21 protein-coding genes are annotated in these 26,421 nt (G+C 70.3%); 5 read left to right on the plus strand and 16 right to left on the minus strand.

What is annotated here, in order from left to right; all coding sequences use genetic code 11:
• Positions 1 to 107: 107 nt before the first annotated feature.
• The 3 genes from xdhA to xdhC are packed head-to-tail and all read left to right on the plus strand — an operon-like array spanning position 108 to position 4,808.
• On the plus strand, positions 108 to 1,580 hold the full coding sequence (gene xdhA / locus DM194_RS18365; RefSeq protein ID WP_111069012.1) for a xanthine dehydrogenase small subunit: 1,473 nt from the start codon (positions 108 to 110) through the stop codon (positions 1,578 to 1,580).
• A complete protein-coding gene (gene xdhB, locus DM194_RS18370) occupies positions 1,573 to 3,954 on the plus strand; it encodes a xanthine dehydrogenase molybdopterin binding subunit (protein WP_111069013.1) in 2,382 nt (793 codons plus the stop codon). The genes xdhA and xdhB overlap by 8 nt, the downstream gene beginning before the upstream one ends.
• Positions 3,951 to 4,808 (plus strand): xanthine dehydrogenase accessory protein XdhC, encoded by an 858-nt coding sequence (gene xdhC / locus DM194_RS18375; RefSeq protein WP_111069014.1) that lies wholly within the window; start codon positions 3,951 to 3,953, stop codon positions 4,806 to 4,808. Before xdhB ends, xdhC begins: the two co-directional genes overlap by 4 nt.
• On the opposite strand, the gene DM194_RS18380 is transcribed toward xdhC, so the two are convergent.
• From DM194_RS18380 to DM194_RS18435, 11 genes are all read right to left on the minus strand, one after another.
• Entirely contained in the window at positions 4,759 to 5,598 is an 840-nt protein-coding gene (locus tag DM194_RS18380) for a F0F1 ATP synthase subunit gamma (protein ID WP_111069015.1), read from the minus strand. The genes xdhC and DM194_RS18380 overlap by 50 nt on opposite strands.
• Positions 5,595 to 7,124: a F0F1 ATP synthase subunit alpha gene (locus DM194_RS18385; protein WP_111069016.1), complete on the minus strand. Its 1,530-nt coding sequence runs from the start codon at positions 7,122 to 7,124 to the stop codon at positions 5,595 to 5,597. Before DM194_RS18385 ends, DM194_RS18380 begins: the two co-directional genes overlap by 4 nt.
• On the minus strand, positions 7,087 to 7,890 hold the full coding sequence (locus tag DM194_RS18390; RefSeq protein ID WP_111069017.1) for a F0F1 ATP synthase subunit delta: 804 nt from the start codon (positions 7,888 to 7,890) through the stop codon (positions 7,087 to 7,089). Before DM194_RS18390 ends, DM194_RS18385 begins: the two co-directional genes overlap by 38 nt.
• A 24-nt stretch (positions 7,891 to 7,914) precedes the next feature.
• Positions 7,915 to 8,154: a F0F1 ATP synthase subunit C gene (locus DM194_RS18395; protein ID WP_111069018.1), complete on the minus strand. Its 240-nt coding sequence runs from the start codon at positions 8,152 to 8,154 to the stop codon at positions 7,915 to 7,917.
• 5 nt (positions 8,155 to 8,159) lie between these two features.
• Complete coding sequence (locus DM194_RS18400) at positions 8,160 to 8,834, minus strand: F0F1 ATP synthase subunit A (RefSeq protein ID WP_111069019.1); 675 nt, start codon at positions 8,832 to 8,834, stop codon at positions 8,160 to 8,162.
• Positions 8,831 to 9,118: an N-ATPase subunit AtpR gene (locus DM194_RS18405; protein WP_111069020.1), complete on the minus strand. Its 288-nt coding sequence runs from the start codon at positions 9,116 to 9,118 to the stop codon at positions 8,831 to 8,833. The genes DM194_RS18400 and DM194_RS18405 overlap by 4 nt, the downstream gene beginning before the upstream one ends.
• A gap of 4 nt (positions 9,119 to 9,122) precedes the next feature.
• Entirely contained in the window at positions 9,123 to 9,401 is a 279-nt protein-coding gene (locus DM194_RS18410; RefSeq protein ID WP_111069021.1) for an AtpZ/AtpI family protein, read from the minus strand.
• Entirely contained in the window at positions 9,398 to 9,928 is a 531-nt protein-coding gene (locus tag DM194_RS18415) for a F0F1 ATP synthase subunit epsilon (RefSeq protein ID WP_111069022.1), read from the minus strand. Before DM194_RS18415 ends, DM194_RS18410 begins: the two co-directional genes overlap by 4 nt.
• Entirely contained in the window at positions 9,925 to 11,409 is a 1,485-nt protein-coding gene (gene atpD / locus DM194_RS18420) for a F0F1 ATP synthase subunit beta (RefSeq protein ID WP_111069023.1), read from the minus strand. The genes DM194_RS18415 and atpD overlap by 4 nt, the downstream gene beginning before the upstream one ends.
• Positions 11,410 to 12,210: 801 nt before the next feature.
• Complete coding sequence (gene amaB / locus DM194_RS18430; RefSeq protein WP_111069025.1) at positions 12,211 to 13,707, minus strand: L-piperidine-6-carboxylate dehydrogenase; 1,497 nt, start codon at positions 13,705 to 13,707, stop codon at positions 12,211 to 12,213.
• A gap of 87 nt (positions 13,708 to 13,794) precedes the next feature.
• The gene (locus tag DM194_RS18435) at positions 13,795 to 15,465 is read right to left on the minus strand and encodes a thiamine pyrophosphate-binding protein (protein ID WP_111069223.1); all 1,671 of its coding nucleotides are present in this window, start codon (positions 15,463 to 15,465) and stop codon (positions 13,795 to 13,797) included.
• Positions 15,466 to 15,579: 114 nt separating this feature from the next.
• Between DM194_RS18435 and gcvA the strand changes: the two genes are divergently transcribed.
• Positions 15,580 to 16,485, plus strand: coding sequence for a transcriptional regulator GcvA (gene gcvA, locus DM194_RS18440; RefSeq protein WP_111069026.1), 906 nt, complete (start codon positions 15,580 to 15,582; stop codon positions 16,483 to 16,485).
• A 1-nt stretch (position 16,486) separates the two neighbouring features.
• Here gcvA and yddG read toward each other — a convergent pair whose 3' ends face one another.
• From yddG to DM194_RS18455, 3 genes are all read right to left on the minus strand, one after another.
• Positions 16,487 to 17,428, minus strand: a complete 942-nt coding sequence (gene yddG / locus DM194_RS18445) for an aromatic amino acid exporter YddG (protein ID WP_111069027.1) — start codon at positions 17,426 to 17,428, stop codon at positions 16,487 to 16,489.
• A gap of 59 nt (positions 17,429 to 17,487) precedes the next feature.
• Entirely contained in the window at positions 17,488 to 18,312 is an 825-nt protein-coding gene (locus DM194_RS18450; protein WP_111069028.1) for a LuxR C-terminal-related transcriptional regulator, read from the minus strand.
• Between the two features lie 853 nt (positions 18,313 to 19,165).
• Positions 19,166 to 21,895: a carbohydrate-binding domain-containing protein gene (locus DM194_RS18455; protein WP_246024452.1), complete on the minus strand. Its 2,730-nt coding sequence runs from the start codon at positions 21,893 to 21,895 to the stop codon at positions 19,166 to 19,168.
• 351 nt (positions 21,896 to 22,246) lie between these two features.
• Here DM194_RS18455 and DM194_RS18460 point away from each other — a divergent pair, with 351 nt between their 5' ends.
• A complete protein-coding gene (locus DM194_RS18460; RefSeq protein WP_111069030.1) occupies positions 22,247 to 23,416 on the plus strand; it encodes a glycosyltransferase family 4 protein in 1,170 nt (389 codons plus the stop codon).
• Positions 23,417 to 23,428: 12 nt separating this feature from the next.
• Here DM194_RS18460 and DM194_RS18465 read toward each other — a convergent pair whose 3' ends face one another.
• Positions 23,429 to 25,126: a DUF2190 family protein gene (locus DM194_RS18465; RefSeq protein WP_111069031.1), complete on the minus strand. Its 1,698-nt coding sequence runs from the start codon at positions 25,124 to 25,126 to the stop codon at positions 23,429 to 23,431.
• Positions 25,123 to 26,415 carry a glycosyltransferase family 4 protein gene (locus DM194_RS18470; protein ID WP_111069032.1) on the minus strand — a complete coding sequence of 431 codons (1,293 nt, stop codon included), beginning with the start codon at positions 26,413 to 26,415 and terminating at the stop codon, positions 25,123 to 25,125. Before DM194_RS18470 ends, DM194_RS18465 begins: the two co-directional genes overlap by 4 nt.
• Positions 26,416 to 26,421 lie beyond the last annotated feature (6 nt).

Consider the following 26,421-nt stretch of genomic DNA (forward strand, 5'->3'; position numbering starts at 1 on the left):
CTCCTTTGCAAATCATTTGAAACTCTTTCCCCCGCTGCCGATCTGGTGACAGAGTCGACGTCGGTGAAATACTGCGTCATATCGTCACCAGTTCATCGGGAGCAGCCATGCGCCAGCGCCTCCGCTTCTATCTCGGCGACGAGCTTCGGGAGATCGACGCGGTCGACCCGACCCTGACGGTGCTGGACTGGCTGCGGCTGTCGGAGCGGCGGGTCGGCACCAAGGAAGGCTGTGCGGAGGGCGATTGCGGCGCCTGCACCGTGGTGGTCGGGCGGCTGGACGGCGACACGCTGCGCTACGAGGCGGTGAACGCCTGCATCCGCTTCCTCGCCACGCTGGACGGCTGCCGGCTGCTGACGGTGGAGCATCTGAAGGGGCCGGACGGCGCGCTGCATCCGGTGCAGCAGGCGATGGTCGATTGCCACGGCTCGCAATGCGGATTCTGCACGCCGGGATTCGTCATGTCGCTGCTGGCGCTGTACCTGAACGAGGAGCGGCCGGACGGCCGGCGCATCGACGACGCGCTTGCCGGCAACCTGTGCCGCTGCACCGGCTATGAACCCATCGTCCGTGCCGCGCAGGGCATGTACGACATCGGCGACCGGTCGGCCGACCGCTTCGCCGACCGCGCCGCCATGGCGGAAAAGCTGAAGGCCCTGCGGGACGAGGAGATCCTCGGCGTCGGAGCCGGCGGACGCCGTTTCCTGGCGCCGGCCACCGTGCCGCAGCTGGCGCAGCTCCTGCTCGACAATCCCGGCGCCACCATCGTGGCGGGGGCGACCGATGTCGGGCTGTGGGTGACCAAGTTCCAGCGCGTGCTGGCGACGGTGATCTACACCGGCCGGGTCCGCGACCTGCGGCGGATCGAGGATCGCGGCGACGCGCTGGTGATCGGGGCCGGCGTCACCTACAGCGACGCGGCGGAGCGGATCGCGGCGCTCTATCCCGACTTCGGCGAGCTGATCCGCCGCATCGGGGCGGAGCAGGTGCGCAACATGGGCACCATCGGCGGCAACATCGCCAACGGCTCCCCCATCGGCGACACGCCGCCGGCGCTGATCGCCTGCGGCGCCACCCTGCGGCTGCGGCGCGGCGCGGAGACGCGCGAACTGCCGCTGGAGGATTTCTTCATCGAATACGGCAGGCAGGACCGTCGCGAGGGCGAGTTCGTGGAGGCGGTGATCCTGCCCAAACCGGCGGCGGGGATGCGCTTCCGTGCCTACAAGATCGCCAAGCGCTTCGACCAGGACATCTCCGCCGTCTGCGGCGCCTTCCGGTTGAGGCTGGACGGCGAGGGCCGCGTCGCCGACATCCGCATCGCCTTCGGCGGCATGTCCGGCACCCCGAAGCGCGCCGGCGCGGCGGAAGCGGCGCTGCTGGGCGGACATTGGACCGAGGACGCCGTGATCCGGGCGATGGAGGCGATGGCCGGCGACTACACGCCGTTGAGCGACTGGCGGGCCAGCGCGGGCTATCGCTCCATGGTGGCCGCGAATTTGCTGATGAAGCTGTATGTCGAGACCAGCGACCCGGCGGCTGACACCCGTCTGGTCGGCGACCGGAGGCTTGCGCATGCCTGACGTCACAACCCCCATCGCGCCCGCCCCAACCCTGCCCGGCGCGCGGATCGAGGGCGCCGTCCATGACCCGCGCCGGCATGAGAGCGCGCACAAGCATGTCAGCGGCGAGGCGGTCTATGTCGACGACATCGCCGAGCCGGCCGGGTTGCTGCACGTCTATCTCGGCCTCAGCAGCCGGGCGCATGCGCGCATCCGTTCCATCGACCTGTCGCCGGTGCGCGGGGCGCCGGGCGTGGTGGCGGTCTTCACCGCCGACGACGTGCCGGGGGTGAACGACATCGGCTGCATGGGCAAGCATGACGAGCCGCTGTTCGCCTCGACCCTGGTCGAGCATGTCGGCCAACCGATCTTCGCCGTCGCCGCCGAGACCCGCGACCAGGCCCGCCGCGCCGCCAAGCTGGCGGTTGTCGAGTACGAGGAGCTGCCCGCCGTCCTGACCATCGCCGCCGCTCGGGACGGCGCACGCACGCTCGTCACCCCGCCGATGACGCTGCGGGTCGGCGACGCCGATGCGGCGCTGGCCGCGGCGCCGCATCGCGTGGAGGGCAGGCTCGCCATCGGCGGGCAGGAGCATTTCTACCTGGAAAGCCAGATCGCCATGGCGGTGCCGGGCGAGGACCAGGAGGTGCTGATCCATGTCTCCACCCAGCACCCGACGGAGGTGCAGCACATCGTCGCCCATGTCCTGGACGTGCCGGACGCCGCGGTGACGGTGGAGGTGCGGCGGATGGGCGGCGGCTTCGGGGGCAAGGAGACGCAGTCGAACCTGTTCGCCGCCTGCACCGCCCTGGTCGCCAAGCGCACCGGCCGCGCCGCCAAGTTGCGTCCCGACCGCGACGACGATTTCCAGATCACCGGCAAGCGCCATGATTTCGAGATCGACTATCGCGTCGGCTTCGACGGCGGCGGGCTGGTCCGGGGGGTGGAGATGCTGTTCGCGGCGCGGGCCGGCTATGCGGCCGACCTGTCGGGGCCGGTGACCGACCGTGCGCTGTTCCATGCCGACAACGGCTATTTCTATCCGGCGGCGCGGCTGGAATCTCTGCCGCTGAAGACGAACACGGTGTCCAACACGGCCTTCCGTGGCTTCGGCGGCCCGCAGGGCATGGTCGCGGCGGAACGGGTGATCGACGAGATCGCCTTCGCCCTGGGCAAGGATCCGCTGGAGATCCGCAAGCGGAACTTCTACGGGACGGATGCCGGGGGAGACGGCCGCAACCTGACGCCCTATCACCAGACCGTCACCGACAACATCCTGCCCGAACTGGTGGCGCAGCTGGAGGAAAGCAGCGGCTACTGGACGCGGCGGGAGGAGATCCGCGCCTTCAACGCCAAGAGCCGCATCCTGCGCAAGGGGCTGGCGCTGACGCCGGTGAAGTTCGGCATCTCCTTCACCGCCAGCCACTACAATCAGGCGGGCGCGCTGGTCCATGTCTACACCGACGGCAGCATCCAGCTGAACCATGGCGGCATCGAGATGGGGCAGGGGCTCTACACCAAGGTCGCCCAGGTGGTGGCGGAAGAGTTCCAGGTCGACATCTCCACCATCCGCCCGACCGCCACCAGCACCGGCAAGGTGCCCAACACCTCGGCCACGGCGGCGTCGTCGGGCTCCGACCTCAACGGCAAGGCCGCGCAGGCGGCGGCCCGCAGCATCAGGGAGCGGCTGGTCGCCTTCGCGGCGGAGAAATGGGGCGTGGCGCCGGAGGCGGTGCGGTTCGGGCGCAACCGGGTGATGGTCGGCGACCGCGACATGAGCTTCGCCGATCTGGTGCGCGCGGCCTATATGGCGCGGGTGCAGCTGTCGGCCACCGGATTCTACAAGACGCCCAAGATCCATTGGGACCGGGCGGCGGGGCGCGGCACGCCCTTCTACTACTTCGCCTATGGCGCGGCCTGCGCCGAGGTGACGGTGGACACGCTGACCGGCGAGTATGTGGTCGACCGGGTGGACATCCTGCATGACTGCGGCCGGTCGCTGAACCCGGCCATCGACAAGGGGCAGATCGAAGGCGGCTTCGTCCAGGGCATGGGCTGGCTGACCATGGAGGAGCTATGGTGGGACGGGGAGGGCCGGCTGCGCACCCACGCGCCCAGCACCTACAAGATCCCGGCCTGTTCCGACCGCCCGCGCATCTTCAACGTCGCTCTGCTGGAGAATGCGCCGAACCGCGAGGACACCATCTTCCGCTCCAAGGCGGTGGGCGAGCCTCCTTTCATGCTGGGCATGTCGGTGTTCCACGCCCTGTCCGACGCGGTAGCGAGCGTCGCCGGGCATCGGTTCTGCCCCAGGCTCGACGCGCCGGCCACGCCGGAGCGGGTGTTGACCTGTATCGCGGCGCTGCGGGAGCGGGCCGCCGCCTCCCGACAATGACCATCCTCTCCACCACCCTCTCCGACTGGCTGTCGCTGGGCGCTCCCGCCATTCTCGTCACCGTCGCCGAGGCGCGCGGCTCCACCCCGCGGGAGGAGGGGGCCGGCATGCTGGTGGGGCGGGAGGCCTGTGCCGGAACGGTCGGCGGCGGACGGCTGGAATGGACCGCCATCGCCACCGCGCGGCGGATGCTGGAGGACGGCACCGCCGCCGAGACGCTCGACCTCGCTCTGGGGCCGGCGACGGGCCAGTGCTGCGGCGGGCATGTCGTGCTGCGGCTGGAGCGGGCCGATAGCGGCACCGTGGCGGCGTTGCAGGAACGGGAGCGCCGGGCGCGGGAGGCGCGGCCGACGCTGCTGCTGTTCGGGGCCGGGCATGTCGGACGGGCCATGGCGACGGCCTTCGCGCCGCTGCCGCTGCGCCTGCGGTGGATCGACGGCCGGGCGCAGGAGTTTCCCGGGACGATCCCGGCGGGGGTGGAACGCATCCTGACCGACAGCCCGCTCGATCCGCTGGCGGAGGCTCCTGCCGGTGCCGGCTATCTGGTGCTGACCCACAGCCACGCCCTGGATTTCGAGATCGCCGAGGCCGCTTTGCGCCGGGGTGATGCCGCCTATGTCGGCATGATCGGTTCCGCCACCAAGCGGGCGAAGTTCGAGCGCTGGTTCCGGGCGCGGGGGCGGGAGGCGCAGGCGCTGGAGGGGCTGACCTGCCCCATCGGTGCGGCGCTGACCGGCGACAAGCGGCCGGAGGTGATCGCGGCCCTGGCGGCGGCGGAACTGCTGGTGGCGCTTGCGAAACCCCTCACCGCATCGCCTCGGCGCCCGACACCAGTTCGATCAGTTCATTCGTGACCTGTTCCTGGCGCAGGTGGCGCGCCGTTGCGGTCAGTTCCTCCAGCGTGTTCTCGATGTTGTGGCGGGCCGTCATCATGGTGGTGAGGCGCGCGGCGTTCTCGGCGGCAAAGCCCTCCATCGCGGCATTGGCGAGCAGGGCGAAGACATATTCGTCCACCAGACGGGCGATCAGGTCGCGCGGCGGCATGTTGATGAGCGGCGGCACCGGCCGGGCGCCAATGTGCGGCAGGCCGAGCGGCAGCAGCGGGCGGCGCATCAGTTCCGGCGGCGCGCCCGCGTTGGTCCGGCCGTAGAGCAGATCCACCCGGCCCAGCCGCCCGTCCGCCGCCGCGTGGTAGAGCGCCTCGGCGATGCGCAGCGCGGTGGCGGTGACGGCATCGGTGTTGGTCGCCATCGCCGTGGTCCAGGCCGGCGGGCGGCCGCGTTCCTCCAGCAGGGCGGCGCCGCGCGAACCCGCCACCCACAGCTCGCAGCCCGGCGGCGCCGCCAGCGCCGCATCGACCAGCTTTTCAGCGAAGCCGCCGACGAAGCCATGTTCCGGCGCGAACAGCACCCAGGCATGATGGCCGCGTCCGTTGACCGGCCATTGCAGCGGCGCGTCGTCCAGCAAGGCCGCGGCCTGGCCCAGCGCCCCGGCGATCACCTCGGCATAGGCGCGGGTGCCGCCCAGCGTGCCGAGCGCCTGCTGCAGCCGCATGGCGGCGAGCGATCGCATGACGTCCGTCACCGATTCCAGATCCTGCACGCTGGCCCGCCGGGCCTCGACCTCCTCCAGCCGTTCGGTCATGGCGTTCCTCCGCCCAAATCCGTCGCCGCCTGGGCGATCAGATCACGCAGCGCCGCCTTGGTGGCGTCGTCGAGCCTGTCGCCGATCTTCGGCGGGCGGGCCTCGACCAGGGCGGCGAGCGCCGTCTGGAAGCGCGGCATCGCCTCCAGCGGCAGCCGGTCGAGCGTGCCGTCGGCCAGCGCCAGCAGCTGCGCCGCCTGGACCGCCAGCGGGCGGGGCGACAGGTGCCGCTGCGCCAGCAGCGCCCGCATGCGCCGGCCATGCTCCACCGCCTTGCGCGTCCGCTCGTCCACCAGACCGCCGAAGCGGGTGAAGGCCTCCAGCTCCAGGAACTGGGCGTAGTCGAGCCGCAGTGGTTCCGCGAGGCTGCGCAGGGCCGGCGGCTGCGCCTTGCCGCCGACGCGGGACACGCTGCGGCCGATGTCCACCGCCGGCTTCTGTCCCTCGTAGAACAGCTTGGCGTCGAGGCAGACCTGACCGTCGGTGATGGAGATCAGGTTGGTCGGGATGTAGGCCGATAGATTGCCGCCCTGCGTCTCGGCGATGGGCAGCGCGGTCAGCGACCCGCCGCCCCTGCCGGGTCCGAGCTTGGCCGCCCGTTCCAGCAGGCGGCTGTGCAGGTAGAAGACGTCGCCCGGATAGGCTTCCCGCCCCGGCGGACGGCGCAGCAGCAGCGACAATTGGCGGTGGACCGCCGCATGCTTGGTCAGGTCGTCGACGATCACCAGGGCGTGGCGGCCGCTGTCGCGGAAATGCTCGGCCATGGTGAAGCCGGCATAGGGCGCCAGCCATTGCAGGCCGGGGGCGGAATCGGCGGCGGCGATGACGAACAGGGTGCGCGCGGTGGCGCCGCCCTGGCGCACCGCCTCGATCGCCGCGCGCACGCCGGACGCCTTCTGCCCGACGGCGACGTAGACGCAGAACACGTCGCCATCGGTCTGGTTGAGGATGGCGTCCACCGCGATGGCGGTCTTGCCGGTGGCGCGGTCGCCGATCAGCAGCTCGCGCTGGCCGCGGCCGAGCGGGAACATGGCGTCGATCACCGCGGTGCCGGTCAGCAGCGGTTCGGACACCGCGGCGCGCTCGGCGATGCCCGGAGCGGGACGCTCCACCGTCTCCCACCCGTCGGCCTCGATGGGCGGGCCGTCGTCCAGCGGGTTGCCGAGCGGATCGACCACCCGTCCCATCAGCCTGTCGCCGACCGGCACGCGCAGCACGGTGCCGGTGCCGTGGACGGCTCCGCCGGCGGCGACCTGCGCGGCGTCGCCCAACAGCACGCAGCCGATCCGATCATCCAGATCCATGGCGAGACCGGCGACCCCGCCGGGAAACAGCAGCAGCTCGTCCACCCGCACGTCGGGCAGGCCGGAGACATGGGCGATGCCGTCGCCGACCGACTCCACCCGCCCGACCGATTCCAGCCGCGCGGCCGTATCCAGCCCGTCCAGCCGGCGCAACGCGCCCGGCATCCAGGCGTCGAGCGCGTCCTCAAGCGACGGGGTCGGCATCGGTTCTTGCGGAGTCATGACGGATCATCTCCTCCCTCGCCTCGGCCAGTGTCTGCTTCCAGCTGCGGCGGACGACGCTGTGGGCGAAATGCAGCTCCACACCGGCGATCAGCGACGGATCCTCGGCCAGTTCCAGCGCCACCGGCCGCCCCAATGCCGCCGTCAGCCGGTCGCGGGCATGGGCGGCGTCCCCGTCCGGCAGCGGGACGGCCGAGGCGAGACGCACCGGCACCGCCTCCGATCCCGCCTCCGCGTCCACCCCCGTCCCCACTCCGTCCGTCAGGGCATGGCGCTGGTCGGCGGGCAATGCCTCCACCGCCGCGCAGGCCTCGTCCAGCAGGGGGCGGGTCAGGGAACGTGCCGGGGCGTCTTGCAGAAGGCGGGCCGCCAGCTGGGTGCCGAGATCGGCGGCGTGGCGTTGCAGAGCGCCCAGGGCCTGCGCCCGCTCCTCGGCCAGCCGGGCGCGCGCCTCGTCCAGCGCATGGTCGGCCTCGGCCTGCGCCCGGTCGAGCAGGGCGGCGCGCTCCGCCTCCGCCTCGGTGCGGGCGGCGGCGATCAGGCGGTCGCGTTCGGCCGGCAGGGCCGCGCGCTGATCCTCCAGGGCCCGGCGTGCGTCTTCGGCGGCTTGCCGAGCGGCCTCGGCCTCGTTGCGGGCGCGCTCGGTGGCGGCCTGGCGCTCGGCGATCACCGCCAGGACGGGGCGATAGAGAAAGCGGCGCAGCAGCCAGACCAGGATCAGGAAATTGACCGCCTGGAGCAGAATCGTCCAACCGTCGATGTGCATGACGGGGCTCCGGAATTGCCGCGGTCAGGCGAACGGGTTGGCGAACAGCAGCAGCAGCGCCACGACGAGGCAGTAGATCGCCATCGTCTCGATCATCGCCAGACCGACGAACAGGGTGCGCGACAGGGTGTTGGCGGCTTCCGGCTGGCGGGCGATGGCCTCCATCGCGGCGGCGACGGCGCGTCCCTCCGCCAGGGCCGGCCCGATGGCCCCGACCGAGACGGCCAGGGCGGCGCAGAGGATGCTGATCGAATGGATGTCCATGGTTCCTATCCCTTTTCAATTGTCCCGACGCCGCCGCCGATGAAAACCGCCGCCAGCACGGTGAAGATGTACGCCTGCACGAGGCCCAGAAGCAGTTCCAAGGCCATCAGCGGCACCGGCACGAACAGGCCGGCCAACGACAGCACGATGGCGATCACGAATTCCCCGCTCATCACGTTGCCGAACAGGCGGACCGACAGCGAGAAGGCGCGCGTCAGCTCCGACAGGATGTTCAGCGGAAGCAGCAGCGGGGTGGGGTGGGCGAAACCCTTCAGGTAGGTCCACAGGCCGCGGCGGCGGATGCCCAGTGCCTGCGACGCCAGCAGCACGACCAGCGCCAGCGCCGCCGCCGTCTCCAGAAAGGCGGTCGGCGCCTTCAGCCCCGGCACCAGCCCGGACAGGTTGGCGACCGCCAGATAGAGGAACAGCGTGCCCAGCAGCGGCAGGAAGGGCGTGGCGTCGGTCTGCATCGTCTCGGCGATCTGGCGGCGCAGGGTCTCCACCACCAGTTCCAGCACGGTCTGGACGCGGCCCGGCCGCTCGACCCGCAGATGCCGCGTCGCCAGCGCGGCGCCCAGCGTCATGACCGCCATCAGTCCCCAGGTGACGACGACCGGCAGCGTGACCGGGACCGGTCCGAGCAGGAAGACGACCGGCGTCGTCAGGGGCGATTCCGTCATGGCGCTTCCGCCCCGGCCCGCTTTTCGCGCCGGACCACGAGGCCGCGGGCCAGCTGGAAGCCGGCCAGCATCGCCAGCAGCGCCGCGGCGCCTCCCCACAGGGCGGCGGCGGTGAAGCCGGCGGCGGCGGCGGCCAGCCGCAGCAGATGGAGCGGAAGCGCCCGCCGGACCCCGCCGGCCACATAGAGCCGTGAGGTCGCCGCCAGCCCGCGGAAGAACAGGAGTCCCAATGCCAGCCCCGCCAGCGCGCCGGCCAGAATGGGAAGCAGTTCGGCGGCGGTCATCGGGTCAGCGCTCCTGCTCGATACGGGACCAGGCGAGCCAGCCGCCGAGCACCACGCCGAGGAACAGCAGCGCCGCCGTCCAGAAGATCCCGCCGCCCGCCCGCTCGTCGAGCCAGCGCCCGGTGAACAGGCCGGCCAGCGTCGGTACGATCACCAGCCAGCCCAGCGCCCCGATCAGGGCGAGGTTGCGGCCCAGTGGCCTTTCGCCCTCGCGCATCCAGCGCTCCCGCCTTTCGCGGCGGCGGCGGACGCTGCCCGGAAGCGGATCCTGCCCGTCGGTCATGGCGCCTCCTCCCCGCCGTCGGCAATGGGGACGACGGGGGTATTGGTGCGGCGGTCGGGATGCAGGTAGGTCAGGATGTGGCGGATCGCGGCCAGATGCATGCGGCGGGCGCCGCTGTGCGCCTCCCCCTCCTCCTCGCGGTCGTGGCGGAAGCGGGCGAGCACGTCGCGTTCCAGGGCCTGCAGATCGTCGCCGACCACCGCCTCCCGCGTCGCCACGGCGATCCGGGCGCCGTCGCGGACGGTCAGCACCCCGCCGCGCACGGCGCAGTAGCCTTCGCGCCCGGCGGCGTCGCGCCAGCTGACGACCGAAACCGCCAGGGCGGTCAGCAGGTCGGCGTGGCCGGGCCAGATGCCGAAGGCACCGCTGGCATCCTCCGCCCGCAGGTGGCGGAGGCCGGTGAGCTTGGCGGCGACGGAGGTGGGGGTGGTGACGAGGAGGGACAACCCTTCCGCCCGCTTCGCTTCCCCCTCACCCCGGTCCTCTTCCCGGGGGGGAGAGGGGGACATCCGCAGGTCTGTGCTCATTCCTCCCTCCCGGCGCGGTCGCGCTCGCGCACCTGATCGAGGGTGCCGGTCATGAAGTAGGAGCTTTCGGCCCAGTCGTCGCCCTCACCGTCCAGTATAGCGCGGCAGCCCTTCAGCGTTTCCTCCAGGGGCACGCTGACGCCGCCATGGCCCGTGAAGGCCTCCGTCACCAGGAAGGGCTGGGTCAGGAAGCGCTGCAGGCGGCGGGCGCGGCGCACGGCCAGACGGTCGGCGGCACTCAGTTCCTCCATGCCCAGCAGCGCGATGACGTCCTGCAGTTCGCGGTAATGGGCGATGGTCTTGCGCACCTCCTCCGCCAGCCGGTAATGCGCCTCCCCCACCACCAGCGGGTCGAGCAGGCTGGACGTGGAACTCAGGGGATCCACCGCCGGATACAGCCCTTCCGCCGCCATGGCGCGCGATAGCACGATGGAGCTGTCGAGATGGCTGAACAGCTCCGCCACCGCGGGATCGGTGAAGTCGTCGGCCGGGACATAGACCGCCTGGATCGCCGTCACCACCGCGCCGGGGGTGGAGGCGATCCGCTCCTCCAGCTCGGCGATCTCGCTGGCCAGCGTGGGTTGGTAGCCGACGCGCGACGGCAGGCGGCCGAGCAGGCCCGACACTTCGGCGCCGGCCTGGACGAAGCGGAAGACGTTGTCCATCAGCAGAAGCACGTCGCGCCGTGCCTCGTCGCGGAAATGCTCGGCGATGGTCAGCGCGGTGAGGCCGACGCGCCAGCGCGCCCCCGGCGGCTCGTTCATCTGGCCGAAGACGAGCGCGGTGCGGTCGAGCACGCCGGAGCGCTGCATCTCCTCCCACAGCTCCTGTCCCTCGCGGGAGCGTTCGCCGATGCCGGCGAAGACGGAGATGCCGGTGTGGCGCTCCACCATCTTGCGGATCAGCTCCATCACCAGCACGGTCTTGCCGACCCCGGCGCCGCCGAACATCGCCGCCTTGCCGCCGCGGGCCAACGGGGACAGCAGGTCTATCACCTTGATGCCGGTTTCCATCATGTCGCGCCGCGGGCTGCGCCGGGCGAGCGGCGGCGGCGGGCGGTGGATCGGCGCGCGCGGCGTGTCGGGCGGCATCTCCGGCCCGTCGTCGCGCGCCTGCCCCATGACGTCGATCAGCCGGCCCAGCACGGCGTCGCCCACCGGGGCGGTCAGCGGGCCGCCGGTGGGTCGGGCCGGCGTGCCCCGCCGCAGGCCGGAGGTTCCCTGCAGCGCGATGGCGCGCAGGGTGGCGGCGTCGAGATGGCCCTGCACCTCCGCCACCAGCCGTTCCGGGCCGTCCCACAGGATCTCCACCGCATCGAACAGCGGCGGCAGCGGCGCGTCGGGAAAGCGGATGTCGATGACGGAACCACGGACCGCCACGACCCGGCCCGGAGCCGAGCCGGATTCCGGGGCGGCAGGCGGATCGGCGGACGGATCGGCGGACGGATCGGCAGACGGTTGCGCGGAGGTTTGAAAGGACATGGTCGCTCCGGCCGATTGGGTAGGACGGAAACCGTGCGGGATGGAGGCGGTTACGGCAGTGCAGCGGCGGTGCAACGAGATCGGGGTCCCACCCGGCCTTCCCCCGGCCGGCGGGGGAAGGGGCGCCTGGATGCTCCCGTGGATTTCTCCCGTGGGGGCGCCGTGGGGGTGGAGGGCAATGCGTCAACCAGATCGACCACCGGATCCCAGCATAGCTCCCTCCGTTGCGTTGCGGAATTGCGTCAAATCAAACCCTGCCCCAATGGAATCGCCCGGCCAGGGTCCCGTGCCGCCGGGATGCCGTTCAGGAGGCCGTCAAAGACGTTCGCAGACTTCATGGGTGGGGTGCAGGGGGCAGACGGGTGTAAGCCGATGGGAATTGGAGGTTTGCGGCCCTTCACCTCAACCGCAGAGCCTGCGGATAATCATGGTTTTCTTCGGCCCCGCCCGGCGAGGGAAGAAGGCTTTTCAATTCCCGGCGCGGGCGGTGGCGAAGGAGCGGGACTCGCGTCTGCGGTCGCGCATGATATGGCGCAACAGCCCGCGGTAGGCATGCGATCGACCGCTTCGCTCAAGGCTGCGGTGGCGCCGCCGGGGAGCAGGTTGGGGAACAGGCCAGCGAACAGGCGTCCATCCTCCGCCGCCGGGTCGCAGCGGGCGGTGTGGAACGTGCCGAAGCCGTGGGAAAGCGGGAATAGCAGGGAGGACGTCATCGCCCCATGCTCCCGACCGCTCACGGCGGAATTGTCGCGCCGGGAGGGTCGGGTGGCAAGGGGCGATGACGCCGCGGGGTGGTGTGCCTTAGCCCATGATCTCGAACTTGATGCCCTGGGCGAGCGGCAGAGCGGAGGAGTAGTTCACCGTCGCGGTCTGGCGGCGCATATAGGCCTTCCAGGCGTCGGACCCGGATTCACGACCGCCGCCAGTCTCCTTCTCGCCGCCGAAGGCGCCGCCGATCTCGGCGCCGCTGGGACCGATGTTGACGTTGGCGATGCCGCAGTCGGACCCGGCGGCCGACAGGAACCGCTCCGTCTCACGGACGTCGGTGGAGAAGATGCAGGAGGACAGGCCCTGCGGCACCGCGTTCTGAAGCGCAATGGCCTCGTCCAGCGTGTCGTAGGTCAGGACATAGAGGATCGGCGCGAAGGTCTCGTGCCGGACCACGTCGGTCTGGCCCGGCATCTCGACGATGGCGGGGGTGACGTAATAGGCGTCGGGGAAGCGGTCGGTCAGCGTGCGCTCGCCGCCGGTCACCGTGCCGCCTTCGGCCTTCGCGGACTCCAGCGCGCGCTGCATCGCCTTGAAGGCGTCGGCATCGACCAGCGGACCCATCAGCACGCCGGATTCCAGCGGGCTGCCGATCGGAACCGAGGCGTAGGCCGCCTTCAGGCGGGGCAGCAGTTGGTCCTTGATCGAACGGTGGACGATCAGCCGGCGCAGCGTGGTGCAGCGCTGGCCGCAGGTGCCGACGGCGGAGAACAGGATGGCGCGCAGGGCCATGTCGAGGTCGGCCGACGGCGCCACGATCATGGCGTTGTTGCCGCCCAGCTCCAGGATCGAGCGGCCGAAGCGCTCCGCCACCACCTTGGCGACCTCGCGGCCCATGCGGGTGGAGCCGGTGGCCGAGACGATGGGGAAGCCGGGGTGGGCGACCAGCGCCTCGCCGATCTCACGCCCGCCCTGGACGACCTGGGACAGGTTGGCCGGCGCGTCGCCGAAGCGGGCGACGGCGCGCTCGAAGATCACCTGGCAGGCGGCGGCGGTCAGCGGGGTCTTTTCCGACGGCTTCCAGACGACCGGGTCGCCGCAGACCAGCGCCAGCGCCGCGTTCCACGACCACACCGCCACCGGGAAGTTGAAGGCGGAGATGACGAGGCAGGGGCCGGCCGGGTGCCAGGTCTCGCGCATGGAATGGCCCGGACGCTCCGACGCGATGGTCAGGCCGTAGAGCTGGCGCGACAGGCCGACGGCGAAGTCGCAGATGTCGATCATCTCCTGCACTTCGCCCAGGCCTTCCTGGTAGATCTTGCCGGCTTCCAGCGAAACCAGACGGCCGAGATCCTCCTTGGCGGCGCGCAGTTCCTCGCCCAGCAGGCGGACCAGCTCGCCGCGGCGCGGGGCCGGCACCGAACGCCACGCCTCGAAGGCGCGGGCGGCATTGGCGACGATGTCCGACACCTGCGACGGCGCGGTCTCCGCCACCGTGGCGAGGGTGGCGCCGTCGACCGGCGACCGGGCGGTGAGCCCGGCTCCGCTGGAGGTCAGGCCGAAACGGGAGAGGATGTCGCTGTGCTGCACCGGGGTGGCTCCTTGGGTCAGTAAAATCTCTCCCTTGCCCTACGGGAGGAAGGGGGGAGAGGGGACTAAGAGGTGTGTTTCGTTAAATCACTTCCCCTTGCCCGCCGCACGGATTTCGGAAAGCGTCCGGCTCGGGGTCAGGGCTTCGGGGTCGAGCTTGATGTGGATGATCGCCGGCAGACCGGACGCGCGGGCGCGTTCGAAGGCCGGGGCGAACTGGTCGGTGGTCTCCACCGTCTCGCCATGGCCGCCATAGGCGCGGGCGAAGGCGGCGAAATCGGGATTCTTCAGCACCGTGCCGGACACACGGCCGGGATATTCGCGCTCCTGGTGCATGCGGATGGTGCCGTACATGCCGTTGTCGACCAGCAGCACGATGACGGCGGCGCCTTCCTGCACGGCGGTGCCGAACTCCAGCCCCGTCATCTGGAAACAGCCGTCGCCGGCGAAGCAAAGAACGTCGCGGGTGGGGTGCTCCAGCTTGGCGGCGATGGCGGCCGGCAGTCCGTAGCCCATCGAGCCGCAGGCGGGCGCCACCTGGGTGCCGAAGCGGCGGAAGCGGTGGAAGCGGTGGATCCAGGTGGCGTAGTTGCCTGCGCCGTTGGTGAAGACGGCGTCATCGTCCAGCCGGTCGTCCAGCCAGGCCATGATGCGGCCCATCTGCACGTCGCCGGGGATGGCCTCGGGCGGGGTGCTCCAGGCCTCATAGGCGGCGTGCGCCGCTTCGGCGCGGGCGGCCCAGCCGGGCTTGGCCGTTACGGTCAGCCCGGCCATCGCCTCCAGGAAGGCGGCCGGGGTGGCGGCCATGCCCAAGGTCGGGCGGAAGACCCGGCCGATCTCGTCGGCGCCGGGATGGATGTGGACCACCGCCTTGCCCCCGGCCTTGCCGGGATCGGGGATGCCCAGCAGTTCGTAGCCCTGGGACGGCACCTCGGAGAAGCGGTCGCCGAGCAGGATCAGCAGGTCGCTGTCCCCGACCAGCGCCGCCAGCTTCGGGTTGATGCCCAAGCCGATGTCGCCGGCATAGAGCGGGTGGCGGTGATCGAACAGCATCTGGCGGCGGAAGGTGACCGCCACCGGCAGCGACAGCGTCTCTGCGAAGTCTTGCAGCGCCGTTACCGCCGCCTCGGTCCAGCGCGAGCCGCCGGCGACCAGCAGGGGCCGCTCCGCCTTGTCCAGCAGGGCGCCGAAGGATGCGACCTGGGCCGGCGTGGGGGCGCTGTCCACCGGCTCCGCCCGCGGGGCGGCGGCGACGTCGGCGGTTTCGGTCAGCGTGTCTTCCGGCAGGGCCAGCACCACCGGACCGGGCCGGCCGGACATCGCGGTGTGAAAGGCGCGGGAGATCATCTCCGGCACGCGGTCGGCGCTGTCGATCTCGGCGACCCACTTGCACATGCCGCCGAACAGCTTGCCGTAATCGACCTCCTGGAAGGCGTCGCGGCCGCGCATGCCGCGCTCGATCTGGCCCACCAGAACGACCAGCGGGGTTTCGTCCTGCTGGGCGACATGGATGCCGGAGGCGGCGTTGGTGGCGCCGGGGCCGCGGGTGACGAGGCAGACGCCGGGGCGGCCGGTCAGCTTGGCCTGCGCCTCCGCCATCATCGCCGCGCCGCCTTCGTGGCGGGCGACGACCATCTCGATCGGGCTGTCGTGCAGGGCGTCGAGCACGGCGAGATAGCTCTCGCCCGGCACGCCGAACACCCGCCGCACGCCCTGCGCCTCCAGGGCTTCGACGATCAATTGACCACCGGTCTTCATCGCGATGCCGTCCCGCCTGTTCAGGATCTCCAGGATACCGACCGTGCCGTGCCCCGCGCCAGAGCGCAAACGACTTTCTTTCCAGCCGTCATGAGCTTTGGTAATGAAGCGGCCATGGATCTGCAGCGCCGCCTTCTCCCCTCCATGAGCATGCTGACCGCTTTCGAGGCGGCGGCCCGCACCGGCAGCTTCACGGCGGCGGCTGCGGAGCTGTCGCTGACGCAAGGGGCGGTCAGCCGGCAGGTCAAGGCGCTGGAGGACCAGATCGGCACGGCGCTGTTCACCCGCAAAGGCCAGCGGGTGACGCTGACCCCCACGGGCGCGCTCTACGCCGACCCGATCCGCGACGCGCTGCGCCAGATCGCGGCGGCCACCGTGCGGACCATCGCGGCACCCAAGGGCGGCGCACTGAACCTCGCCATCCTGCCGACCTTCGGCACGCGCTGGCTGGTGCCGCGTCTGCCTGCCTTCCAGGCGGCGCACCCGCAGGTGACGATCCATTTCACCACCAAGCTGGCGCCCTTCGACTTCCGCCTGCACGACCTCGACGCCGCGATCCATTACGGATTGGGCGACTGGCCCGACGCCGTTTGCGACCATCTGCTGGACGAGGAGGTGCTGCCGGTCTGCTCGCCCGCCTTCCTCGCGGCGCACCCGGTGGCGGAGCCGGCGGACCTGCTGTCGCTGCCGCTGCTGCACACCAGCACCCGCGCCGACGCCTGGAACGAGTGGCTGTCGGCCCAGGGCCTTGCGCCCCGTCCCGGTGCCGGCATGGTGTTCGAGCAGTTCGCCACGACCGCCCAGGCGGCGGAGGCCGGGCTGGGCGTCGCCCTGCTGCCGACCCTGCTGGTCCGCGCCGAGCTGGAGGACGGTACCCTGGTCCCGGTCATCGACCGGCCTCACCGCAGCGTGCGGGCCTATTACCTCGTACACCCTCGCGGCAAGGCCAACCACCCGCCCTTTGCCGCCTTCCGGCAGTGGCTGCTGGCGGAGGCGCGTGCGGACTGGCCGGCAAAGTAGGTCACCTGCCGCGGATCATGTCCCAGCTTGCCATCACGGCCCCGCCCGCGATCAGCGCGCAGGCGGCCCAGACGGTCCAGCCGCCGCTGGCCTGTCCGAACAGGATCAGCAGCAGGGTGGAGGCCGGCGGCACGGCGTAGGACATCACGCCCAGCGCCCGGATGTCGCCGCGCTTCATCCCGTGGTCCCACACGAAGAAGGCCAGCCCGTCCGGTCCGATGCCGAGCGCCAGCAGGGCGAGCCAGCCCAGCATCTCCTGCGGCCAGACGGTGGCCTCCTCGAACAGCAGGTGCCCGGTCAGGCCCAGCAGGGCGGTGACGAGGCAGAAGCCGCTCACCGCTTCGGTCGGGACGGAGCCGAAGCGGCGCGACAGCACCGAATAGGCGCCCCAGATCAGCGCCGCAGCGAGCGCCGCGCCGTAAGCCGGCAGATTGCCGCCATCCAGGTGCAGGCCGCCGCCGCGCCCCGACACGATCAGCGCCGTGCCGGCCAGCCCGCACAGCGCGCCCGCGACATGGCTGGGCTTCAGCCTTTCTCCAGGCAACAGGGCGGAGAACAGCACGATGCACAGCGGCCAGAGATAATTGAGCAGATTGACCTCGACGGCCGACGCCGGCGCGAGGTGGAAGGCCAGGAACAGGCAGGCATGGTAGCCGAACAGGCCGCCGACCCCGACCAGCCAGACCGGCGGCGGCTGGCGCATCGCGCTCAGCACGCTGCGTCCGCGCACCGCCGCGATGGTGCTGCCGGTCAGGAAGGCCAGCCCGAAGGTGACCGCCACCAGTTGCAGCGGCGGCATGGCGCTGGACATCGAGGTCAGCAGTGCGGCCGTCGACCACAACAGGATGGCGATGGCGCCGACGCCGGTGGCACGGCGCACCTCGGATGCGGAGGGTGGGGCGGCGTGGCAGCGGAGGGATTCGGGAAGGGCGTCGGAGCTCATGAAGGGTGCATAGCCGACGCGTTCCCAACCCGCAAGGTCATGCTTTGAAGAAGCTGGTCCTAGGGGACGGTCCGCTCCAGGAAATATTCCATCTCCTGGATGATGCCGCTCTGGGCGGCCCACAGGGCGGCCTGGGTGCGGTTGCGGACGTTGATTGTCTGCATGATGTGGCGCACGTGCAGCTTGACGAGATCCTCGGTCATCAGCATTTCACGCGCGATCTCCTTGTTGCTGCAGCCGTCCATGATCAGCTTCAGGATGCGTGCATGGCGCGGGTAGAGGCCGGGATATCCCAGAAGTTCGGATTCATGCTGGGTCACCGACCCGTCCTCGCCGCCGCGGCGGAGCGCGGTGGGAGAGAAGTAGTCGAAGCATTCCTCCGGCACCACCGGTTCGCCGGCATGGATCAGGCGCAGGGCCAGGACGAAGGCGGAGGGCGCCATCCGGTTCAGCAGATAGCCGCGCACGCCGAAACGCAGCGCCATCCGCATGTGGTGGGCCGAGAATTCGTCCGCGATCATCGCCAGCTTGGCGTCCTCGCCGTACCAGCTGCGGAAGTTCCAGGCGTCGGTCTTGAGCGAGGCGAGATCGAACAGCACGATGTCCGCGGTCCGTTCGCCGGCCTGTTGTTCGCCGGCCCGCTCGCTGCCGCCGTTTCCGGCCTGCGGTTCCAGCGTGACCACCGCTCCTCCGGCGAGGGAGCCGGCGGCATAACGGTCGCCCGCCCCATTCGCCCGCCCGTTCCATGCCGTCTTCGGGGACAGCCCCGTGGCGAGCCGGCTTTGCGGATCGATGACCTCGAAGCAATCATCCAGGATGTTCAGGATGGATTCACGCAGCAATCGGCTCTGATTGTGAACAATCACACGAATGCGATCGGTCATGTCCGTCTCCCCCAGGAATGGACGATATGGCGGGCGACACCATCGCGCGGCCGGGCCGCAAGGGCTCCTCCCCCGAACGCTGTACGGAAGGGCGGCAAGGGCAGCGCAGCGATTCGGACTGCCGGTTTCTCTGTCCGGCGATTTGCCCTCGGCTCCCCGTTCGAGCCCTCGCGTTTGCTGCGTCGTCTGCCGCCGCGCCGAACCGGCGCGATATGCGAAACCGATGGACGATGCACGTTGTATCGACCGGTGCGTGTTCGTCCAATCGAATTTGGATCAAACTATGATCCCGCACTCATGGCGTTGTCTTCATCACTTTTGGAAGACTTCTAGGTTCAGAGGGAGAGAGATTCATGCCGGCTGGGCAGAATCGGCATTAAAAGGCGAACAGTAATTCTACCTTCTTGCAGCAGGCATGCAAAATGATAAATCCGTAAGGTCGAACGGAGCGCCGGCGGAGGACGACTTACGGAGAGGGGTCGTAGACGAAATGGCTGAAATAACGCGCCGTTACTGCAAGAGAAACATTTTTAAAAAGCAATTCCAATTAGAAATCTTGGCTTTCTCGGCGGTTCCATTGCCGCCGGCCCATGATGATAATATAGACTCTTAAACAGTCTCCGCCAGCAGGAAAATCGGGCGCCGGGAAAAAAGCGGGGACGGAGCCCTGCCGAAGCGGACCACCGTCCCCATTCCCATGCCGAACCGTTAGGTTCTGCCTGATGCCGCCCTTTAAGCGCCCTCGAACGGCGGGCGCGGCCGCCCGGCCGCTTGCCTTCGCAGGCATGGGCCTGCGGGGCCGCAGTCGCGGCCCCTGCCGCCGGGTGTAAGTCGGAGCTTACGCCCGGCGATATTACGCCGCCATATCCTGGGTGATGGCGTAGACGCCGGTATCCCAGCGGTCGATGGTGGTTTCGAAGCTGCCGATGCCGTTCACGACGTCGAAGCTCTGGGTGGTGTTGTGGATCAGGTCATGGACCGTGTAGTGGCCGTTGGCCAGCTGCAGTTCCACATGGGTGTCCACCGACTTGCGCGCCGCGGTGTCGTCGAAGTCCACCCGGTCGGACGCGACCACGATCAGCCGGTCAAGCTGGTCGTAGAAGCCGTAGCCGGTGATCTGGGCGTCCGGATCATTGTCGGTGAAGGTCAGCGGGTGCTTGTAGTTCAGCGCCTCGTCGCCGATCAGCACCGGCGCCTTGGCCTCCAGGGCGGCGATCTCGGCGTCGCTGAACAGGCTCTGTCCGCCGTAGGTCGCCTGCGGGATGATCCAGGCGCTGGGCGTGCTGGCCTCGGTCATCGTCGACAGGGCCGCGTCGCTGACGTAATAGCCGAAGGTCACGCCGGCATCGTGCAGCTTGGTGATCGGCGTCAGCAGCTCGCCCAGATAGGCGTTGCCGATGGAGTTGCCGGCCGGCTCCAGCGCGTTCATCGCCGCCTCGGCGTTGACGCTGTAATAGAGTGCCGGGCCGAAGGGACGGGTCGGCACGATGTCGCGCAGCATGTCCAGCCAGGACTGCTCCACCTCGCCCCAGTCGTGATAGCTGCGCGACCATTGCTCCGCCGCGCGGCGCACGCCGCCCTGGTCGTCGGCGATCATCGTCCAGCCGCTCTGCAGCCAGGTCTGCTCCAGGCGGCCCCAGCCCAGCTCCTCGCGCACCGTGCCGCTGACGCCGGTGTAGAGGCTGTCGACCGCGCCCCAATAGTCCTTCTCGGACGAGGACAGCATATGGCCGAAATGGGCGTCCGGCGCGCGGGCGGCGTGGATGCCCAGCATCGCCTGCTCGTAGGAGGCCGGCGCCTCCTTGTGCTGCATCGTGAAGCGCTCAAGCGTCTGCACGTTGAACAGGATCGAGTCCTCGTTCATCTTCTCGGCGATCACCCGCGTGTCGACGCCCGCGAATTCGCGCATGGCCGCCGGGGTGAAGGACACCTGCGTGGTCAGCCACGCCGCTTCGCCGGTGTGCTTGACGATGGACTCCTCCAGCGCCTTCCAGCTGTCGGCCCAACCGTCGACGAAATAGTCCAGCCACTCGGTCGGGTGGTTGGCAACGATGTAGTCGGCCTGCTGCTCCAGCGTGCTGCCGGAAACCTTGATGCCGGTCTTGGCGCTGAAATCGGCGATCATCCGCGTGTTGAAGAAGTCCATCACGCCGGAATGCGGGCTGCCGTCGAAGAAGTCGGCCAGCTCGTAGCCGCGGGTGCCGGTCAGGGCGGAGAGGCGGCCCAGCTTGTCGGCCATCCAGTCACTGTAATAGGCGGTGCCGCCGGTCCAGCCGGCCGGCGCGTCCTTGGCGTCCAGCGGCATCAGCGGGCTGACATAGCCCCAGCCATAGGGATTGCCGCTGTCCGAATTGTGGATGTTGCCGTCGGCGTCGCGACCCAGATAATGCTGGCGCGACTGGATCCAGGAGACCCAGGCCTTGTGGCCGCCGAGATTGGCGAATTCGCCGCCGGGCTGCGAATACTCGAAGGTATCCTCCCACAGCTGCATGCCGATCAGCGGCATCACCCCGTCAGCCAGATGGTCGGCGGCGACGTCGCGCGTCTCCTTCAGGTGGCTGGAGCTGGCATAGTCGGGCACCGATTCCCAGAACAGGTGCTGCGGCGCCAGACCGCGGTCGGCACCCCAGGAGATGGCGGACACGTCCGACTTCAGCGGAGGGCGCTCGCTGCTCACCCCGGCGTTGGCGGTATGCTCGTTCTTCGGCAGCGTGGCGCTCGGCGGCGAACCGGCGGGAGGGGCGGCCGAGGTGTCGCCCAGCATCTCCTTGGTGACGGGGACGCTCAGCGTGCCGTTCCACCACAGCCCCTGCTGGCCGACGACGACGTCCCGGCCGTCCAGCGCGCCCTTGTCGTAGATGACCCCGTCGGCGGTGGAGGAGATGCTGTGGCCGTTCACCACGACGGAGCCGATATAGAGGCTGCGGTCCTGGCCGTTGATGACGGCGTCGTTGTCGTACTGGACCTGGATCTTGTGGGCGAGCGCCGGGTCGAGGTCGACCGTGAACGTGTAGGCGGTCTGGGTGGTGGCGGACACCGTCGCCTCGCCCACCACCTTGCCGTCGGCCAGCAGCTTGAAGTGCGGCGGCACGCCGCCTGCGCTCGTGCCCCAGGCATTGACGACGACGCTGAAGGACTTGGTCTCGGCCGGACCGGCGGTCACGTCATCCCGCACGGGGAACAGGGTCGCCGGCAGCGGGACGTTCAGCGCGCCGCTCCAGTACATCTCCTCCTGGCCCTTCACCACGTCGCGGCCGTCGATCGCGCCCTTGTCGTAGGTCACCGACGGGTCGGTCATGGCGATCTTGGTGCCGTTCACGGAAATGGCGCGGACGAACAGGTTGCGGTCGGCGCCGCCCACCACCGCGTCATTGTCGTAGACGAGCTGCAGATTGTGCGCGGTGCCGGCGGCGACCTTGGCGCTGATGGTGTAGCGCCCGGCGCTGGCGCTGTTCACCGTCGCATGTCCGATGGTCGCGCCATCCAGCTTCAGGGCGAGATGCGGCCAGACGCCGCCGGCTTCCTGCCCCCACGCCTCGATCTCGAAGGTGACATCGATGAGATTGGATTCAGTGACTGCCATCGGCACGACTCCCATTAACCAAAGATCGGAAAACCAGTTGGGTCGAGGTAACTTGATCGTTTGTGTTACCCTATTCGTTGAATGTGTTGACAGGTTGTTGCGACGCTTTGGAGAGTCAAAGATGAGACATCCCTTTGACTCATCTTTGACTCTTCCGTAAAAATCGATTTGCACTCTGCGATTTATTGGAAAATCTGTAGACTTGGTTGAGGTATGACAGGATTTAATCCTGTTGAGCGGGGTTGGTCTCTTTCGTTTGTTTGGCGTACGTGGCAGCTCCGTGGTCCACTCCTGGGTGAGCCGCCGCCGATACCGTCGATACGACCGACACAGCCGAGCAGGGAAAGCGCCATGCGCATCGCCGTGGTCACGCAGAAGATCGTCCGGCATGACGGGCAGGGCCGGGTGAACGCCGTCGTCGTGGAGGAGCTTCTGCGCCGCGGGCACGAGGTGGTGGCCATCGCGACGGAGGTTGCCGACGAGCTGGCGCGCCATCCCAGCCTGCGCTGGATTCCGGTCGGCGGCGGGGTGGCGACGCAGCTTGCCAAGGACCAGCTGTTCGCCTGGCGGGCGAGCCGCGCGCTGGCGCGGGCGAGGCGGGCGGGGGTCGACCGGGTGGTGGTGAACGGCTTCGTCAGCTGGGCGCGGTCGGACGTCAACGCCGTTCATTTCGTCCATTCGGCCTGGATGCGCTCGCCCACCCATCCCGTGCGCAAGGGCCTGTCACCGCTGTCGCTGTACCGGGCGCTCTACACCCTGCTGAATGTCGGCTTCGAGCGCTGGAGCTTCCGCCGCGCCGGCCGGCTGGTGGCGGTGTCGCGCACGGTGGCGGAGGAACTGCGCCGCGACGGCATCGATCCGGCCCGGCTGGCGGTGATCGACAACGGCGTCGATGTGGCCGAATTCCGCCCCGGCACGCCCGACCCGTCCGTGTTCGGCTTGCCGCCCGGCCGTCCGGTGGCGCTGTTCGTCGGCGATGCCCGCAGCGACCGCAAGAATCTGGACGGTGTCCTGCGTGCCCTGGCCGAGGTGCCGGACCTGGCGCTGGCGGTGGTGGGCGACGAGCGCGGCGGCCCCTTTCCGGCGCTGGCGCGGTCACTGGGGGTGGAGGAGCGCGTGCGCTTCCTCGGCCACCGGCGCGACGTGGCGGACCTGATGCGGGCGGCCGACCTGTTCGTCTTCCCGACCCGCTACGAGCCCTTCGGTCTGGTCCTGCTGGAGGCGGCGGCGAGCGGCCTGCCGGTCGTCACCACGCGGCTTGCCGGCGCCAGCTGGCTGCTGGAGGACGGGGCGGCCGTGGTGCTGGACGACCCGGATTCGCATGACGCGCTGGTGGAGGCGATGCGCCGTCTGGCCGCCGACCCCGGCGAGCGCCGCCGCATGGGGGTGGCCGGCCGCCGCATCGCCGAACGCCACGACTGGCCGGTGACGGCGGCGCATTATGCGGATCTGCTGGAGGCGCCGGGGCTGCGCGCCGGTAGTGCGGGGGTGAGCGGGCCGCTGGTCAGGTCGCCGTCGTGAGGGGAGGTCGCCTCACCTGACTTCCAGCCGCAGGTCGACCGTCACGCTGTCGCTGCCGGCTGGCGCGTCCGTCACGGCGATGCCCACCGGTGCGGCGGAGCCGGGGGCCGGCTCGACCCGATGGGGCATGGTGCCGGCGGGGCGCAGGACGGCTCCCATGCGGATGGCGCCGCGGGTCTTGCCGACCGGGGCGGTGCCGGCGGTGGCGACGGGCACGACGCCTCCGGCGGATGCGGCGGTGAGGGCGACGCCGTCGGCCGGGCGGTCAGGCTCCAGCCGGCGGACGCGGTCGTAGTCGCGCTGCACCAGATTGCCGGCATCGACGCCGCCGGCGCCGACCTTGCGGAACTCGCCGGAACAGTCCAGCGCCTGGAACCGGTTGGCGTGGCAGGTGCCGGAGACCGACAGGGCCGGGGCGAGCCCGTCGCGGCCGAGGCGGATCAGGCGGTCGGCATCGTCGAACCGGTTGCCGACGGCGCTTGCGGCGACGACGGCGGCGGTCTGGATATCGGCGGCGCGGTCGTTGGTGCCGTCGCCGAAGCTGGCGGTGCCGCCGGTGAACTGGTTGCGTTCCAGCGAGCGCACGACGATCAGGCCGGTCGCCGGCTGTTTCGGCAGCCGGTAACGGGGCAGGAGAGAGCCGCTGCAGCCGATCAGGCTGTTGCCGTACATCTCCGCCGCCGGGCCATGGATCCAGCCGTTGCCGCAGGCCTCGAAGGCGCAGTCCAGGAACTTGTTGTTCGACAGGAAGGTGCGCTTGGGCGGGCCGTCCTCCGCCAGGATGCCGTAGGGCGAGAAGCCGAAATGGCAGGAGATGAAGCTGGAATGGTCGATGCCGTTCTCCGGCGCCACCGCGATGGAGGCCAGCGTGTTGCCGGCGAGGTCGGTGTCGAGGAACAGATGGTCGCCGAAACTCTCCGTCCCGGCAGACCAGTAGGCGCCGATGTGGTTCTTGGTGAGCTGGCACGAGATCAGCGAGGAATGGTCGCGCCAGACATCCACCCCGGCGCGGAAGCCGAACACCCCTACCCGTTCGAGAACGAAGCGGGAGGTCAGGGCCACCCCGCCCATCTCCGGCGGCGGGTCGCCGGGCCGGTTGCCGGGCTTCGGCCCCTGCAGGCTGAGATGGGCGATGCGGCTGCGCTGGTAGCCGTCGTCGTCCCTCACTCTGCCATCTCGTGCCGCCTGGCGGCTGCCCGCGCGGATGCCGAAGCGGCCGGGGCCGAGATCCTCCGGCCAGGACAGCAGCGAGGCGCGCATCCCGGCGCCGACGATCTCCACCTCGTTGAAGGCCTCGTCATAGCGGTCGAGGTTGGGCAGGACGATCTCGCCGTCCAGCCGGTAATGGCCGGGCGGCACCATCACCGTCCCGCCATGGCCCGACCGCGACAGTTCCAGCACGGCGCCCTGCAGGGCCGCCCAGTCGCATTCCTGGTCGAGCGAGCGGACATGCGGATGGACGCGCCGCGCCGCCTCCAGGCTCTTGTAGCGTTCGGACAGCGGATGGCTGCGCCCGTCGCCGACGGCGCCGCGGTCGCGGATCGACAGGGCGGGGCCGGCCGACGGCAATGGAGACGGCGACGGCGATGGATCTGGGCGGGGGCGCAAGGGCTTTTCCTGTGCGGCCGACGCGGCGGCGGGAAGGGCGAGCGCCGCGGCCAGCAGCAGGCGCCTGCCGATGCGGCGGACATAGGGGGGAGGGGCCGTCATGGCGCGCGGATCCGCGCCGCCCCCGGCGGCGGATTGCCGTCGAGCCGCGCCAGGGCCGCCAGCCCGCCGCCGAGGGCGGCGCGGTAGACCTCCTCCACCCGGTCGAGATGGCGGTCCAGCGTGAAGGGGGCGCGCCAGTAATCGGCATGGGCGGTGCGGCCCATCCGCTGCACCTCGCTGTCGTGGGAGAGCAGGCGCAGGCAACGGGCGAGGTCGGCGGCATCGCCGCTGCGGAACAGGAGGCCGTTCCTGCCGGTCCGCACCGCCTCCGCCGCCGCGCAATTGTCGCTGACGATCACGGGAACGCCGTTGGCCAGCGCCTCGTAGGCGGCAAGGCCGAAGGTTTCGTACCACAGCGACGGCACCACCACGGCGCGCGCCCGCCGGACCTCCTCCAGCACCGCGCCGGGCGGCAGCCAGCCGGCGAGTTCGGCCGCCGGGTTCAGGCGGCGGACCGCCTCGGCCTCGTCGCCGTCGCCGACGAAGCGGACGGGGGTTCCGGCCAGCGCCGCCGCGTCGGCCAGCAGGGCGGCGCCCTTCTCGCGCGACAGCCGGCCGACGAACAGCACATGGCGGCTGTCCGCGACGGGGGCGGGGTCGCGGTCGCGGATTTCGTCCGGCACCTCGACCGGGTTGGGGATCGGCAGGGTGATGGTGCCGGGGGGCAGATGCGGCGCGATCACCGCGCGCTGACGGTCGCTGAGCGTCACCAGCGCCATGCCGCCGGTGAAGCCGCCGGCCAGCGCGCCCGCCGCATGACGGGCCGCCCGCCACCATTTGTGGTGCTGGGCGCGGGCGTCGCAGTCGGTGGCGAGGCAGCCGGCCGACAGCGCCCGGTGCGGGCAGTTGACGCCCTCGGGAAAGACGAAGAAGGCGCCGTTCGGACAGAGCGGGAAGTAATCGTGCAGGGTCAGCAGCACCGGCAGGCCGGAGCGGCGGCAAACCGGAAAGACACTGGGCGACAGCGCCTTGGCCCAGCCGTGGATGTGGACCACCGTGTCGTTGGCCGGGCAGCGGGCCAGCAGCCCGTCGAGCGCGCGGGCCGATTCCCGGTTCCAGATGCCGCGGATCGCCGCCTGCACGCGGTCGGCGTTGCCCTTCAGGTCGGGCTGGTCCAGGCAATGGACGGTGATGCCGTCGATCAGCAGGGCGGGGTCGATGGGCGGCACGGCGGTGAAGAAATGCACCCGGTGGCCGCGCCGCGCCAGCCCGACCGCCCCGGCGATGGCGACCTTGGCCAGTCCGCCGCCCGGGTGGGCGTGGTCGCAGAGGATGACGATGCTGCTCATGGTGGC

Source organism: Azospirillum ramasamyi (assembly GCF_003233655.1).
GTDB lineage: Bacteria > Pseudomonadota > Alphaproteobacteria > Azospirillales > Azospirillaceae > Azospirillum > Azospirillum ramasamyi.